Annotated in this window: 7 protein-coding genes; 4 read left to right on the top strand and 3 right to left on the bottom strand. The window is 64.0% G+C overall.

Features of this window, described 5'->3' with window-relative positions; translation table 11 throughout:
• The first annotated feature begins 83 nt into the window (after nt 1–83).
• Nucleotides 84–779 carry a biliverdin-producing heme oxygenase gene (locus tag H6678_11060; protein ID MCB9474339.1) on the top strand — a complete coding sequence of 232 codons (696 nt, stop codon included), beginning with the start codon at nt 84–86 and terminating at the stop codon, nt 777–779.
• A gap of 6 nt (nt 780–785) precedes the next feature.
• On the opposite strand, the gene H6678_11055 is transcribed toward H6678_11060, so the two are convergent.
• From H6678_11055 to H6678_11045, 3 genes are all read right to left on the bottom strand, one after another.
• Entirely contained in the window at nt 786–1637 is an 852-nt protein-coding gene (locus H6678_11055) for a nucleotidyltransferase domain-containing protein (GenBank protein MCB9474338.1), read from the bottom strand.
• Nucleotides 1638–1777: 140 nt separating this feature from the next.
• The gene (locus tag H6678_11050) at nt 1778–3115 is read right to left on the bottom strand and encodes a DUF4139 domain-containing protein (GenBank protein MCB9474337.1); all 1338 of its coding nucleotides are present in this window, start codon (nt 3113–3115) and stop codon (nt 1778–1780) included.
• 129 nt (nt 3116–3244) lie between these two features.
• Entirely contained in the window at nt 3245–5932 is a 2688-nt protein-coding gene (locus H6678_11045) for a valine--tRNA ligase (GenBank protein ID MCB9474336.1), read from the bottom strand.
• 227 nt (nt 5933–6159) lie between these two features.
• Between H6678_11045 and H6678_11040 the strand changes: the two genes are divergently transcribed.
• The 3 genes from H6678_11040 to H6678_11030 all read left to right on the top strand — a co-directional run bounded on the left by H6678_11040 (nt 6160) and on the right by H6678_11030 (nt 15109).
• Nucleotides 6160–8886: a type IV pili methyl-accepting chemotaxis transducer N-terminal domain-containing protein gene (locus H6678_11040; protein MCB9474335.1), complete on the top strand. Its 2727-nt coding sequence runs from the start codon at nt 6160–6162 to the stop codon at nt 8884–8886.
• Between the two features lie 127 nt (nt 8887–9013).
• Nucleotides 9014–10111 carry a DNA alkylation repair protein gene (locus H6678_11035; GenBank protein MCB9474334.1) on the top strand — a complete coding sequence of 366 codons (1098 nt, stop codon included), beginning with the start codon at nt 9014–9016 and terminating at the stop codon, nt 10109–10111.
• A gap of 360 nt (nt 10112–10471) precedes the next feature.
• Entirely contained in the window at nt 10472–15109 is a 4638-nt protein-coding gene (locus tag H6678_11030; protein MCB9474333.1) for a T9SS type A sorting domain-containing protein, read from the top strand.
• The last annotated feature ends 31 nt before the right edge of the window (nt 15110–15140 follow it).

Here is a 15140-nt window from a genome sequence, read left to right as displayed (position 1 = left end):
ATTGCAGGACTGCTGTTCTTCAGCTTGAAGGGCCTGCTCTGGCTGGCTTTTCTGACGATCGTCACCCTGAAAGGGTTCTTCAGATGACAACCTCCGACCCGCACCACCCCGAAGCCGATCACAAGGGGGCAAGCTCTCCGGATCTGATCACGAGCAAACTGCGGCAATTGTCGGCCGATCACCACCGCCAGGCCGAAGGGTCGGCATTCCAGCGCCTGCTGGTCAGCGGACAGCTGGGCCGCGAGCTCCATCTGGAATGGCTGCGGCAGATGTACCTGCTGCACCAGGCGCTGGAGCTTGAACTGGCTCGCTGTTTCGCACCCGCCCAGCCGGACGGCGGCTTTGACCCCCGAATGTGGGAGAAGACGGGACAGCTCAAGCTTGATCTGGTGTACTGGGGCGAGACCGGAATGTCATTCCAGCCTCTGCCCGCCGTGGTGGAGTTCTCCGATGCCATGTCCCGCTGGGCCGTGGCCTGCCCCACCGCCCTGCTGGGCGCATTCTATGTGCTGGAGGGCAGCACCAACGGAGGCCGGTTCATTGCGCGGGCTCTGCGCCAGGCGTGGCGCCTGAATGAGGGAGAGGGCGTCGCCTACCTGGATCCCTACGGCGATCAGCAGGCCACACGTTGGCAGGAGTGCAAGCTGCTGCTGGATCGTTGCATTCCTCCGGCCACTCACGCGGTCGCGGTGGAAGCGGCTCTGTTCACCTTCTCGACCGTGACCGCGCTGGGTGCACAACTGCTGGGAGAGAGACCCGACCCGGAGAAGGCCGACTGATCGGCTTCAGGCCCATTGAATGCGCGAGTCACTGCTGAAGAACTCCAGCGCCGACGAGATCTCGATGGCGGGAAACCGCTGATGCACGTGTGTCAGGATTTCGGGAATCAGCCGCCCCAGATCGAGTACCCCCTCATCCATCGGACCTGACAGCTGGCGACAGAATCGTTCGTGCAAGCCTTGGCCCAGTGACAATCCATCCATTCGGTACTGAATGCCCTTGAGCTTGCCGGGATAATAGCGGCCATCCAGAGCGTAAATCAGCTTGAGCAAGCGTGTCTGAAGCTGCAGCACGGTTTCGCAGTAGAAGGGCCGGTCTCCGCGGGCCGCGCCCATGCTCTCCAGGATGGCCAGAGGAGTCATCCGCAGGTTTTCCCGAAGCAGCTTGAGCTGCAAGGCTTCCGGCATGGGCAGCAGGCGGTTCTGCCAGTCGCGGATGCGCTGCTCGCCATGCATGGGCAGCGCTTCCAGGATTCCCGCCAGCACCTGATGAGAGACCGCTTCCGTACTGTGCTCCTCCAGAACCGACTGGATCAGCGCATCGGTTTCCACGCTGCCCCCGAAGCCGAAGTCCACCTTGACCCCCTCGATGCGCCGGTAGACTCCATAGCCATGCTCGGCGCTGCCGAAGTAGAAGCCGCCCCCGGATTCCACGGCCCGACGCTTCTGCTCCTCGAACTCTTCCTCGCTGTGCGGGGCATTCAGGTACAGAATCAGATCCAGATCGCTGCCCATGTCGGTGCAGCCAATGGCCGCGCTGCCGGTCAGCATGATCGCGTCCACGCGCGGGTCCTGCCGGAATTCCTCACAGGCACGGTCGGCCACGTCCAGCAGACGCTGGTTCAGGTTGGGTGACATGGTTTTCTCCTTGGCGCTGCTGTGTTGAACGATCGCCCTTTGACAGCGGCGAGCCGCCAGGGTTTCGGACCAGAGCAGAAGGGCCGCCCGCTGGAATCAGCGAGCGGCCCCCGACATGCCGGATTCGGACCCGAAAGAAATCAGCGCCTGCCGCGCATGGTCAGGGTCACCGTCGCTTCCCCGCCCGCGTCCAGCTCCACCGGAATCCGCGCCCGGTTGGCATCCTTCTTGACCGCCTTGTGGCTGCACTTGACGATGTCCCAGTCGCCCCAGGCGTATTCATCCAGGAAAATCGTCACTCGCCCGTCCTTCTTGTGATTGCGCACCGTGAACTCGATGTCGGTCTCGTAACCACGGCCAAAACTGCGGTTGTCCTTGACCACCCGCTCCACCACCAGATCGAAGGCGTCGCCCGTGGTCAGCTCGATGTCCTCGTCCACGGGCGTGTGATCCACGCGGTCCTCGCCGATCAGCTGCTTGCGGCCGGCGCTGTCCTTCTTGTACATGCGCACCTTGCCCGCGGGAATGGGCATGCCCGGGCCCTCGCCCTTCTTGTTGACGAAGCGCAGCAGGGTCTTCACGCCGCCACCCTGGCGGCTGCTGTAGACATACTCCTTGGTGACCTTGGTCTCGGTGGTGGGAAAGAGCGTGATCTCCTTGTCCTGGTTGTTCTCCAGCGTCACGGGCCGGGGCAGGGTGTACAGATGGTACTCGAAGAAGCTTTCCTCCTCGAAGCCCCGGGCACGTTCCCCCGCATCGGCCATCTTGAGGGCGGAATAGTTCACCATGACCTCGGGACGGGCCTGGTTCAGATCCCCGGCCACCAATTGCAGCCCCGCATCCTGCCAGCTCATGCCCGTGGTGTTGCTCAGGTTGACCCAGGCGGCCAGCTCCATCGAGGTGTCGTCCTGGTTCAGCAGGCACACGTACTCGGCCTGCCAGCTCATGCCTCCCGTGGTATAGGTCACGGTCACGTCCTGGGGGCCGGCCTTGCGGGCATCGATGGTCCAGTTCAGTGCGGGCCGCGTGCGCAATCCTTCGGGCAGCTCCGGGTAGCGAATCGCCTGCAGTCCACCGCGACTGAGGCTGATGATGCCGGTGGCGGTCTGCAACACGATGTCCCCGCTGTAGGACAGCAGTCGCCCGCTGACCTGCTCGCCGCCCTCCTTGAGCGAGACGCTGATCTCCTTGTCAAGGAAGCGCTTCAGCAGGGCGTCGCCATTGACCAGATCGTAGACGTAGTTCTGCTCGAGCAGGGCCAGACCGCTGCCGTCGAACAACACCGACGAGGGCTCGATGTACTGACTCACACCGTCGAAGGGTACCACCTGAACACCCTTCTCGAAAACCATCTGACGAGTCTCGCTGACCAGGCCGAAGCCGTTGCTGTACACGGTGATGTTGGCACTGTCCGCGTGGCTTCCCGTGGCGGCGACCAGCATGGCGGCCACTCCGCTCAGGGTTCTGCGGTGATCCATGAATGACTCCTCTCCTGTTGTGGGGTGTCGCCCCGCTTGAATCCGGGATCGGGCCGAACGGTTCCCAAGGGAAACTTACGCCGCCAGATCACCGGATTTCAAAGCTGCAACCCGGTTGCCCGGGGACGTTCAGCCCAATTGTTCCAGGCTGCGCAGAATCTTTTCCAGCGCGTCCTGGGCATCGGCCAGTTTGGCGCGCTCCTTCTCGATCACAGCTTCGGGCGCGCGTGCCACAAAGTCCGCATTGGCCAGCTTGGCTGTGCCACTTCTGAGAAAACCTTCCAGGCGCACACGCTCCTTGCCCAGTCGTTCCCGCTCCTTGTCCAGGTCGATCAGACCCGCCAGCGGCACCAGCACATCCAGACCTTCCACCACGCTGGCGGCCGCCGGGCGCGGACGCTCGCCACCGAAACGCACGGGGTTGACGAAGGCCAGTTGCTGCAGGTAACCCAGCACGGGGCGCAGGCTGTCCATGCGCTCGCTCTCGCCCTGAATCACCAGCTCCAGCTCCTGGCGCGGCTTCAGATTCTGCTCGGCGCGAATGTTGCGCACGGCGGTGACCACACCCTGCACCAGCCTGAACTCGGCTTCGGTGGTGTCGTTTTGCAGGCTCGTGTCCACCGTGGGCCAGGCGTGTTTCATCATGAACTCGCCCCAGGGTGCGGGTGTGCCCACCTCCTCCAGCTCGTCCCGCACGATGCGCCAGATCTCCTCGGTGATGAAAGGCATGAAAGGATGCAGCAGCTGCATCGAGCGGCAGAACACATGCAGGGCGTTGTGCAGGGCCGCACGCTGGCGCTCGGGATTCTCCTTGTCGTACAGGCGTGGCTTGGCCAGTTCCACGAACCAGTCGCAGTACTCGTTCCAGAAGAACTCGTACGCGGCGCTCAGGGCGTCGTTGGGGCGATAGGCCTCCATCGAGGCGTCCATGCGCGCGGTGGTGCTGTGCAGGCGTGAGACGATCCAGGTGTCGGCCAGCTCGGCCAGACAGGGCTGGCTGATGTCCACATCGGGGCCCAGCACGCTCCAGTCCTGCATCTGCACGAAGCGGAAGGCCTGCCAGATCTTGTTGGCGAAGTTTCGCCCCATCTCGAACTTCTGCTCCGAAAGCTTGATGTCCTGGCCTTCGGTGTTCAGCGTGACCATGCAGAAACGCACGGCGTCGGCCCCGTACTTGTCGGCCATCTCCAGCGGATCGATGCCGTTGTTCAGGCTCTTGGACATCTTGCGGCCCAGCTCGTCCTTCACCATGCCGGTGAAGTACACATGGGCAAATGGCGCGCGGTCCGTGAACTCCAGCCCGGCCATGATCATCCGGCTGACCCAGAAGAAGATGATGTCGTACCCGGTCACCATCAGTTGCGTCGGGTAGTAGCGGCGCAGCATGGGCGTGTCGTCGGGCCAGCCCAGGGTCGAGAAAGGCCAGAGCCAGCTGCTGAACCAGGTGTCCAGCACGTCCTCGTCCTGGCTGATCTTCTCCGAGCCGCAGGCCGTGCACGCGCTCGGGTCCTCGCGGGTCACCATCGTCTCACCGCAGTCTTCGCAGGTGAACACGGGAATCCGGTGTCCCCACCAGAGCTGCCGGCTGATGCACCAGTCGCGGATGTTCTCCATCCAGCGCTCGAACACACCCCGCCAGCGCAGCGGGTGGAACTGCACCTCGCCGTCGGCCACGGCCTGCATGGCGCGCTCGGCCAGGGGTTTCATCTTCACGAACCACTGGCGACTCAGGTAGGGCTCGATGACCGTGTGGCAGCGCGAGCAGTGACCCACGCTGTGCGCGTGATCGCTGGTGGCGCGCAGAGTGCCGTCTTCCTCGAAGTGTTTCAGCAAGGCCTTGCGGCAGTCGTAGCGGTCCAGCCCCCTGTAGGCCCCGGCTTCCTCGTTCATGCAGCCGTTGATGTCCATCACGATCACCGGTTCCAGCGAGTGACGCTTGCCCATCTCGAAGTCGTTGGGGTCGTGAGCTGGCGTCACTTTCACGCAGCCCGTGCCGAATTCGGGGCTGACGAACTCATCGGCGATCACGGGAATCAACCGCCCCACAATGGGCAGCACCAGCCGCTTGCCAAGGAGATGGCGGTACCGCTCGTCCTCGGGATGCACGGCCACCGCCACATCACCCAGCATGGTTTCCGGGCGCGTGGTGGCCACGATCACGGTTTCAGTGGTGGGATTTCCCTCCGCGTCGGCGACCGGATAGGCCAGCTGCCAGAGGTGTCCGGCGTGATCCTCGTGTTCCACTTCCTCGTCGGAAATCGCGGTGTGACAGCGCGGGCACCAGTTGACGATGTAGTAGCCCTGATAGATCAGGCCCTTCTCGTACAGGCGCACGAAGACTTCGCGCACGGCGCGCGAGGGGCCGGGATCCATGGTGAAGACTTCGGTGCTCCAGTCGGCACTGTCGCCCAGCTTGCGCTTCTGCTGGGTGATGGCGTCGCCGTACTCCTGCTTCCACTCCCAGACCTTCTCGATGAAGGCCTCGCGCCCCAGCTGGTGCCGGGTGATGCCCTGGGCGGCCAGCTTCTTCTCCACCACGGCCTGGGTCGCGATGCCCGCATGGTCCTTGCCCGGCTGCCAATGAGCGTCAAAGCCCTTCATGCGCATGCAGCGAATGAAGACATCCTGAACGCTGTCCTGGAGGCCATGCCCCATGTGCAACCGGCCCGTCACATTGGGCGGCGGCATGGTGATGACGAAGGGAGTGGAAGGGGAATCGGGAGCGATGGCGAAACAGCCAGCGTCTTCCCATGACTGGTAAATGCGGGATTCCACCGCGCAGGCCTCGTGGACCTTGCTCAGTTCGTGCCTTGACATGACCGCTCCTGAACGGGTCGTGCCTTCATGTTGCGGGCGTCGGGCCGGACGCCTCCGAAGGCAGATGTAAGGTTGATATGTATGTACGGGCGAACCCGCCAGGCCCGGAAGGCCGCAACATAACCAGCGGACCCGGGCAATCCAAGCTTCGCCAGACGGGTCAATGCGGTGAGGCAAGCAGCCGATACGCGCACAGAACCGGATGACTCCAATCAGAGGACAAGGCGATGCTCACCAGTCTGTATCAACGATTCCTGAACCTGTCGATCATGACGAAGATCGCCCTCACGGCGGGCTTCGTCGTGATGCCGCTTCTGGCCGTCACCCTGCTGAGTCTGAGCTTCATCAGCAGCCAGCACGACCATGCTGAGTACATCAATCTGGCGGGTCGTCAGCGCATGCTGGCCCAGAAGTTCACCAAGGAAGTCCTGCGCGAGCAGATCGAGCGCAGCGTGAGCAAGCGTGCCGAAGAGGTCACTCCGCAGGCGCTCTCTGGCAAGACCGCTGTCCTGTTCGAAACCACGCTCAAAAGCCTGCGTTTCGGCGGAGAGACCTGGCTGGATCTTGCCATGCAGGAACCTGTGCAACTGGAAGGGTCCACGGACGAAGAGATTCTGGAGCATCTGGGCAACGTGGACGGCTACTGGCAGCAGCTGGTCCTGCAGGCCGGCACCTTCGGGCAGACCCAGTTCGGCGATCCTGCCTTCAGGGCCGCCATGTTGCGCCTCGAGGAAGCGACGGCCGTCGTGCTCCGCGAAATGAACGAGGCGGTCGAGCATTACCAGGCCGAATCGGATCAGGTGGGCCATACGCTGATCTCCATGCAGCTGGGTGCGATCGCCTTCGCGGTGGTGGCCCTGATTCTGGCCCTGTTCATCATTCAGCGGCGGATCTCCGCTCCGGTTCGTCTGGCGGCGACCCGGCTGAGCCAGATTGCCGCGGGGCAACTGAAACTGGATCCGCTGCCTGTGGAATCCGAGGATGAAGCGGGCAAGCTGGTCCAGGCCTGCAACGACCTGTTGAGCAGTCTGTCGGTGCTGGCGGTGAAGGCGGATGACATCGCCGAAGGGCGCTTGCGCTCGAAGGAGGTGGAACAACGCCTGTCAGGTGGCAAGGGTCTGGTCCAGGCGGCCCGCGAGATGGGACAGGAGGAATTCAGTGGGCTGCAGGGCGACCTGGCCAGTTCCTTCGAGAGCATGCTCACCACCTTGCGCGTCCTGACCGTTCAGGCCCGGCTGATCGCCGCCGACAAACTGAACGAGCCAGTTCTCAAGGAGCAGCAGCCCGGCGAGCTGGGATTGGCCTTCGCTGAGATGAATACGAACCTGAATTCACTGGCCGGTGTCGCACGCGAGCTTTCGCAGGGGCAGTTCGGCATCGAGGACATGCAGCGCCGACTGCGCGCCGGTGAGGAACTGGACACAGCGGCCCGCGAAGGCACCCGTGCGACCCTCAACGGGCGCCGGGGAGAACTGGCCGATGCCTTCAGCGCCATGCTGGTGCAGTTGAAGATTCTGACCGTGCAGGCGCAGGCCATCAGCAACGACCGCCTGGACAATCCCAGCCTCAACAATCATCAGCCCGGTGAACTGGGCAGCGCATTCGCCAGCATGATCTCACGGCTGAAAGGCTTTGCCGTCAATCTGGATCACCTGGCTCAGGGGCGCCTGGACAGGACAGACACACAGGGCGAGCACAGCGACGGTGTGCTGGGCAAGGCCGTGGGCAACACGGTGCAGCGCCTGCAGGAAGTTCTGCAGCAGGTAAGTTCCCTGATCCAGGCCGCACACGAGGGCGAATTGACGAGACGCCTGGACAGCAAATCCTGGAGCGGAGCCTGGGCCGAGCTGCTGGACAACATCAATGCCATGCTGGAAGCGATCACGGCACCGGTTAACGAGGCGGGTACCGTGCTGGCCCAGGTGGCCAGGGGCGACCTGCGCCGGCGCGTCGAAGGCGACTACCGCGGCGACCACCAGGTGCTCAAGAACAGCATCAACCAGGTGGTGGACAGCCTCTCGCGCACCATCAGCAAGGTTTCGGACACCGCCGACTCCACGGCACGCACGGGCGCCCAGCTGAGCAGCGGTTCCGACTTGATCGCCGAAGGCGTGAGCCATCAGGCGAGCACGCTGGAGCAGATTTCCAGCTCGCTGGAAGAAATCACCAGCATGGTCAACCAGAACGCGGATCACGCGGGCATGGCCCGCACCCTGTCGGAGACGGCACACCGCAATGCGGAAGAAGGCGGCAGCGCCATTCGCCGCATGACTCAGGCCATTGGCAGCATCAAGTCCAGTACGGACAAGACCGCACGCATCATCAAGACCATTGATGAAATCGCCTTCCAGACCAACCTGCTGGCGCTGAACGCCGCCGTGGAAGCGGCCCGCGCCGGCGAGTCGGGCAAGGGCTTCGCCGTGGTGGCCGATGAAGTTCGCGCGCTGGCCCAGAGGTCGGCGGAAGCGGCACACGAAACCACGGGCCTGATCGAAGAAGCGGTGGGCAACGCCGACAATGGCGTGCGCATCAGCATGGAAGTGGAAGCGGCTCTGGAGCGCATCCTGAGCGGTGCGGCCAAGGTGAACAGCCTGGTCCAGGAAATCGCCGTGGCCAGCCGCGAGCAGAGCCAGGGCGTGGGTCAGATCAGCACGGCCGTCTCACAGATCGACCGGGTCACCCAGAGCAATGCGGCCAGTGCCGAGGAAAGTGCCGCGGCGGCCCGCGAGCTGGAGCGCCAGATCGAGAGCCTGCGCAAGCTGGTGCACACCTTCAAGCTGGACAATCGCTTCCTGTCCGATCTGGATACGGACTCAAGCGATGGGGCACCGGATACGGTCGATGACACGTTCGTCGCCACCGCGGACAATGGCGGCACGGATGACTGGCCCGCACTGGATGACGAGGACTCGGTGGAAACCGAAGATTCCTCCTTCGCGGAATTCGACTTCTGACGATTGGCCAAGCCGGAACATGTCTCGGGGTCTTCCAGCCGGAAGACCCCGATCTTCTCATGGGCGCACCGGCCCTCGCCTGCGTGACACTTTCCCGCGGATGTCCCAAGTTGGGCCCATGAGACCCATGAAAGACGGCCTGAATCCCGCGGCCATCGACCGCATCCTCCACTCCTTCTCCACGTCCGGTTCCGGATTCGACGCCGCAGGCTTCCGGAAGCGCGCGCTGGCCGGCCTGGACCAGCTGGAACTGAAGCAGCGGGTGGAACACATCACGAACGCCCTGGCACACTCCCTGCCCACGGCCTGGGCGGACGCGCTGCCGCTGGTGCTGCGAGCGGGAAGCCAGTTCCCTCCCGGGCAACCCGGCGACAGTCTCGCGGGATTCGCGGCCTGGCCCGTGATCCACTGGGTGCCCCGGGCCGGCCTGGCCCACCCGGGCGACGCACTGGACGCCCTGCGTCAACTTACCGTGCTGTTCACGGCGGAGTTCGCGCTGCGGCCGTTTCTGTGCCAGTTCCCGGAGCTGACTCTGGAAAGACTGCGGATCTGGGCAGGCGATCCGGACTGGCGCGTGAGACGCCTGGTCTCCGAAGGCTCGCGCCCACGCCTGCCCTGGGGCGAGCGGCTGCGCGAACTCCAGCGCGACCCATCTCCCATGCTGCCCCTGCTTGAGCGACTGCACGACGACCCGGAAGACAATGTGCGCCGCAGCGTGGCCAATCATCTGAACGACATTTCAAAGGATCATCCCGGGCTGGCCGTCGAGCTCTGCCGCCAATGGTACACGCAGAGCGGAGAAACGTCCCTCAAGCGCCACGCCCTGCGCAGCCTGATCAAGGCCGGCGATCGGTCCGCTCTGGCTCTCGTGGGAGTGGGCGCGGCCCTGGATGTGAGACTTGTCACGTTTTCGCTGGACACTCCCCGGATCCGTCTGGGCGAGGCGCTGGAGTTTTCCTTCACCCTCGAGGGCCAGGATCAGGAGCTGGAGCTGGACTATGCCCTGATCTTTCCGGGCAGTCGAGGGCAGGAACGGCGCAAGGTCTTCAAGCTCAGTCGCGGCCACCTGTCAAAAGGCCGGAGCAGGAGCTGGCAGCGCAGCCATCCTTTGAAATCCATCACCACCAGACGCTACTACCCGGGACCGTGCAGCCTGGAGTTGATCCTCAACGGGAGCGTGGTCCATCGAGTGGGATTTCAGCTGGAGATTCCGGAGCTGGCCTGAGACTGTATGGAAAAGTTTCCACCCTGCGGAAAATTTTCCAGAAGTGCCTGCTCCTGTTGTCATGCGCGCCGCCCGGTTCGACTCCCCGATGCCGAAACTCTCCGTCGGTGGTGGGCCACCTCGGCCGCGACTCGCCCGGATCCAGGCCGCGCGAGCTCGCGTGCTGGCCGGGAAGCCACCATGGTGGCCGCTGCCCGGCACCCCGCTTTGGGTTCACTCCGCCGGTCGTTCCGGTCGGCCCACTGGCTCGCATCCTCGGGACGCATGAGGCACGATAGTTGCCAACAACTCTATCCGGATCGGGCAGGACCGTCGCGACTCGCCCTGCCTTTCCGTTCAAGACCAACTTCAGGACCCCCCATGACATCGCGCGCATTCTCCGCTTCTTTCCGGCCCTTGCACACCCTTGGCCTCCTGATGGGCCTGGCCGCCCTGACGCTCTGCCCACCGGACCTGCAGGCCAGCATGTCCCCGGATCAGACGACGAACAACCGCTCCAGCGGCTGTCTGCTCGAGCTGAGACCCGAGCTGCCGGAAAGCATCCCCGGTACGGCGGGATTCAGCTTCCGTCTGCCCGGTGAAGGCATGCTTGGCATGGCGGGCTGTCCCGACCTGCCGCTGATGACGCGCCTGGTCGAGATTCCCGCGCGCAGCGGAGTGCGCCTGGTCATCGACGAGGAAGTCTGGACCTCGCTGGGATCGGCAGCCGTCGAGCCCCTGCAGGAACGCCTGCACACCGAAGCTGACCTGCCGCTGGCCTGGATCCAGGATGCCACGGTCTACGGCAGCCAGGACTTCTGGCCCGCCCAGCCCTTTGCCCTGAGCGACCCGATGCTGCTGCGCGACACGCGCCTGGTGGAGCTGCAGGTCGCTCCCCTGCGCTGGAACCCGGCCACCGGGGAGCTGCTGCACCTGGAAAGCCTGCGCTGCCACCTGGTCTACGAGGGCGAGAACCCCGTGAATGCGCTGGATCACGAGCCCCGACCTTCGGCGCTCTTCGGGCCACTCATCGCGCGCTCCGTGATCGGACTGCAGCGCGACGGGGAACTGGCGGATGTCACATTCGAGAGCGCGGCCCTGCCGCTGAATTATCTGGTGGTCACGCGCACATCCTCGCTGAGCAACGACCGCTTTCAGGACTGGATCGACTGGAAGTACCGCAAGGGCCATCACATCACCGTGGTCACCGAGAACAACGTCAACTGGAACACCACGGGCATCCGCAACCGGATCATAAGTGAATACGCGGGCGAGTTCCCGCCGGACTACGTGATGCTGGTCGGCGACGCCGATGGCGGCGGCACCATGATGCTGCCCACCAGCAACAGCCAGTACGACCACTTCTACGCGATGATCTCGGGCAATGACGTGCTGGCCGACGTGGTGGTGGGGCGCATTTCGGCACGCAACACGACCACGCTGACCACCATCTTCAACAAGATCCTGGCCTACGAGCTGACCCCCGACCTGTCCAACCCGGACTGGCTGCACCGCGCCTCGTTCCTGACGGGCGAAGGACACTGCGGCCTGAGCATGAAGCAGCTGAGCCGCAGCATCGCCTTCGAACTGGTGGACGACTACGGCTACACCCAGATCGACACGGCCTGGTGTGCCCAGAGCCCCAGCTACGTGCCCAACTGGTACACCCAGGGCATCAGTTTTCACAACTACCGCGGCTGGGTGGGCATGGAAGGCCTGGACAGGAACGCGCTGCTGAACATGACCCAGGGGAACCGCACCCCCATCAGCGTGATCTTCACCTGCAACTCGGGCACTTTCAACGATCCGTTCTACGAGCCGGCCTTCACCGAGACCTTCCTGAGGGCGGGCACCGCCACCACCCCCGGTGGCGGCGCCGCCGCGATGGGATTCTGTACTCCCAATACCCACACGGCCTACAACAACATCGTCTGTGGTGGTTTCTGGTCCGGTGTGCTGGACTACCGCATCCGCCAGGTGGGCACGGCCATGTTTCTGGGCAAATACGAATTGTATCGCAGCCTGCCCAACGGTGACGTGAACATCAGCAACTTCAGCTACTGGGCCAATCTGATGGGCGACCCGGGCATGAATGTCTGGGTTGGCGAGCCGGATGTGCTGAGCATCGACGGTCTGCCCGCCAGCCTGCCCAGCGGGTCCACACGTTTCGAGGTGCACGTGGTGGACCAGCAGGGCAACCCCGTGAACCGCGCGGCGGTCTGCCTGAGCCAGCCCGACCTGTTCCAGGACGTCGCGTTGACCGATGCGGCGGGTCTGGCCGTGTTCACCCTGCCGGAGGATCTGGATGATGCGTATCACCTGCGGGTGACCGCCACCCACGACGATTGCGTGCCCGCACTGGCCGAGGTGAATGTGACCCAGGCGGCGCTGCCCATGGTGGACACGCCCATCTGGAACGACACCCAGAACTGGGCCATCCCGGGCGAGCCCTACGAATTGCTGCTGACCGTGCACAATCTGCACGATGAGGCGATCAGCGGTGCCACTCTCAGCCTGCAGCTTGACCCCGCGCAGGGTGTGGCCAGCGTGGACCAGGCGAGCATTCCCGATCTGGAACCCGGCGAATCGGCCCAGATTTCGGCCCCCTTCGTGCTGACCCTGGACCCCGGGCTGACCGACTCACCGGACATCTCGCTGGACCTGCTGCTGGAAGCCGGGCCGCTGACCGTGCTGCACCGCGTGAACACGACCTTGCGGGCACCGCGCATCGAGGTGACCGACCCCAATGCCGACGATGTGATTCTCGAGCCGGATGGCACTACCAACCTGACGGTGACCCTGCACAATTCGGGTGAGCTGGCCGCCGCCCCGCTGAGCTTCAGCGCAGAAGTGCAGGGCAGCAATCTGATCCAGTTGACCGCACAGCCTTCCTCGTTTGACCTGAACGCGGGGCAGAGCAGTTCTGATCTGGTCTTTCCGCTGGCCATGGACCCGGCCGCCTGGCCGGGCACGCGGGCGATCCTGGCCGTGGACTGGAGCGACCAGGGCGGACGCCATGGCTCCTTCCGTGTGCCACTGGCCGTGGGCGCAGGCACCGTGTCCGAGCCCTGCGGACCCGACGAGTTCGGCTATCTGGCCTGGGAGAACAGCGACAGCTGGTCCGAGGCTCCTGTGTTCGACTGGGTGGAAATCGCTCCCGCGGCCGGTGGATCCGGCACCCTGCTGAACCTCTCGGATCACGGCGACGAGCAGGATGATGCCGTGCTGCTGGACCTGCCCTTCCCGATCCGCTTCTACGGCATCGAGTACGACCAGATGGGTGTGTGCTCCAACGGCTTCGTCAGTTTCGGGCCGAATGCGCATCTGGAGACCGACTTCCGCAACCACTTCCTGCCCATCGGCATGGGTCCCGACCCGATGATGGCCGTGATGTGGGACGACCACTATCTGGGCGCCGGTTCCGAAGTCTGCTGGTGGCACGACGAGGAGAACGCGCGCGTGGTGGTGGAGTGGTACAATGTGCTCACCAATTCCAACGGCTCGCACAACACATTCCAGCTGATCCTGCCCGATCCGGCCGTGACACCCGGCCCCAGCGGCGAGGGCGAGTTCACCTTCCAGTACCTCAACTTCGAGAACAACCAGTCCAACGATCAGGACTTCTCCTACTGCACCATCGGCATCAAGGACGAAACAGCCCTGCGCGGACTGACCGTGACCAATTATGATACCTGGAGCCCCAACGCGACGGAGTTCACGGGGAATCGCGCGATCCGCTTCACGGTGCCGCTCTCGATTCCCGTCGGGGATGGTGCCTTCGGGCCGGTAACCGAGGGACTGTACTTCCAGCTTGGCGACGAGGAAATCGACAGCGCGGCTGACACCCTGTACTTCGAGAACATCGGCGAAGGCCTGTTGCCCTGGAGCGCGCATGTGGAGCTGGATCACGTCTGGCCCCTGGATGGCTCACGCAGCTCGGGTGGCGACGACCACGGCTACTCCTGGGTGGACAGCGACTCCCCGGATGGCCCCGTGTTCCAGTGGGTGGATGCGCTGGCGGACGGCACCGCCGTGGACTTCAGCGGCAACGACACGGCCTTTGGCCCCGTGGCGCTCCCCTTTGCGTTCCCCTACTATGGCAGCCTGCGCGACTCGCTGTACATCAGCCCCAATGGCTGGATCAGTTTCGGCGATTCGGGCAGCTGGTGGCAGAATTCGGGTGGACTGCCCACCACCGACGGCCCCTTCGATGCGATTGCCGTCTGGTGGGACGACCTGATGCAGAACGACGATCTCAGCGGCCATTGTGCCTGGCGGGCGACTGACGACAGCCTGATCGTGGCCTGGATCGCCACTCCTCACTTCAACCCCGAGAGCTACGGAGGGCCCTTCACCTTCCAGGCGATTCTCGAGAGCAATGGCCGCATCACCCTGCAGTACGACGAGATGACCGCGAGTGACAGCGACAGCGATTCGGGCACCATCGGCCTCTCCGGCCCCGACATCAGCACCGGTTTCGTGATCCGCCACATGCAGCTGGCACGCAACCAATATGCGGTGCGCATCACTCCGCCCGCCTGGCTGAGCGTACAGAACAGCTCGGGCAGCACTCTGCCGGGAGCCATCGCCCAGGTTGTGGTGCGTGCGATCAATGCTCCCAATGCACTGCTGATGCCCGCGGGAGACTATACGGCGCGCGTGATTCTCTCCTCCGCCGGCATCGAGGGGCTGGAGATCCCGGTGGGGCTCAGCGTGGGCACCACGGGTCTGCAGGACGAACCTGCCCTGCCCGAGACCATCACCCTGGGCCAGCCGGTGCCCAATCCCTTCAACCCGACAACCCGGATCAGTCTGGAACTGGCTTCGCCCACCCGGATCAGCCTGGGAATCTTCAACATTCGCGGACAGCTTGTGAGCAAGCTGGTCGAATCGCAAACTGTTGCCGCCGGCAGCTGGAGCTGGACAATGGATGGATCCGGACTGGCCAGTGGAGTGTACCTGCTGCGACTGGACAGCCCCAGTGGCTCGCAGGTCCGAAAACTGATGCTCATCAAATAGGCGCGTTCCGGGCGCCACACACAGGAAGGAA

Source organism: Candidatus Delongbacteria bacterium (genome assembly GCA_020634015.1).
GTDB lineage: Bacteria > CAIWAD01 > CAIWAD01 > CAIWAD01 > CAIWAD01 > JACKCN01.
The sequence above is the reverse complement of the archived record's forward strand: the minus strand, read 5'-3'. Positions and strand labels throughout refer to the sequence as shown.

Coding starts and splice junctions, on each gene's coding strand:
- H6678_11055 (MCB9474338.1), bottom strand. CDS start 1,637: ATGTCACCCAACCTGAACCAGCGTCTGCTGGACGTGGCCGACCGTGCC.
- H6678_11050 (MCB9474337.1), bottom strand. CDS start 3,115: ATGGATCACCGCAGAACCCTGAGCGGAGTGGCCGCCATGCTGGTCGCC.
- H6678_11060 (MCB9474339.1), top strand. CDS start 84: ATGACAACCTCCGACCCGCACCACCCCGAAGCCGATCACAAGGGGGCA.
- H6678_11035 (MCB9474334.1), top strand. CDS start 9,014: ATGAAAGACGGCCTGAATCCCGCGGCCATCGACCGCATCCTCCACTCC.
- H6678_11040 (MCB9474335.1), top strand. CDS start 6,160: ATGCTCACCAGTCTGTATCAACGATTCCTGAACCTGTCGATCATGACG.
- H6678_11030 (MCB9474333.1), top strand. CDS start 10,472: ATGACATCGCGCGCATTCTCCGCTTCTTTCCGGCCCTTGCACACCCTT.
- H6678_11045 (MCB9474336.1), bottom strand. CDS start 5,932: ATGTCAAGGCACGAACTGAGCAAGGTCCACGAGGCCTGCGCGGTGGAA.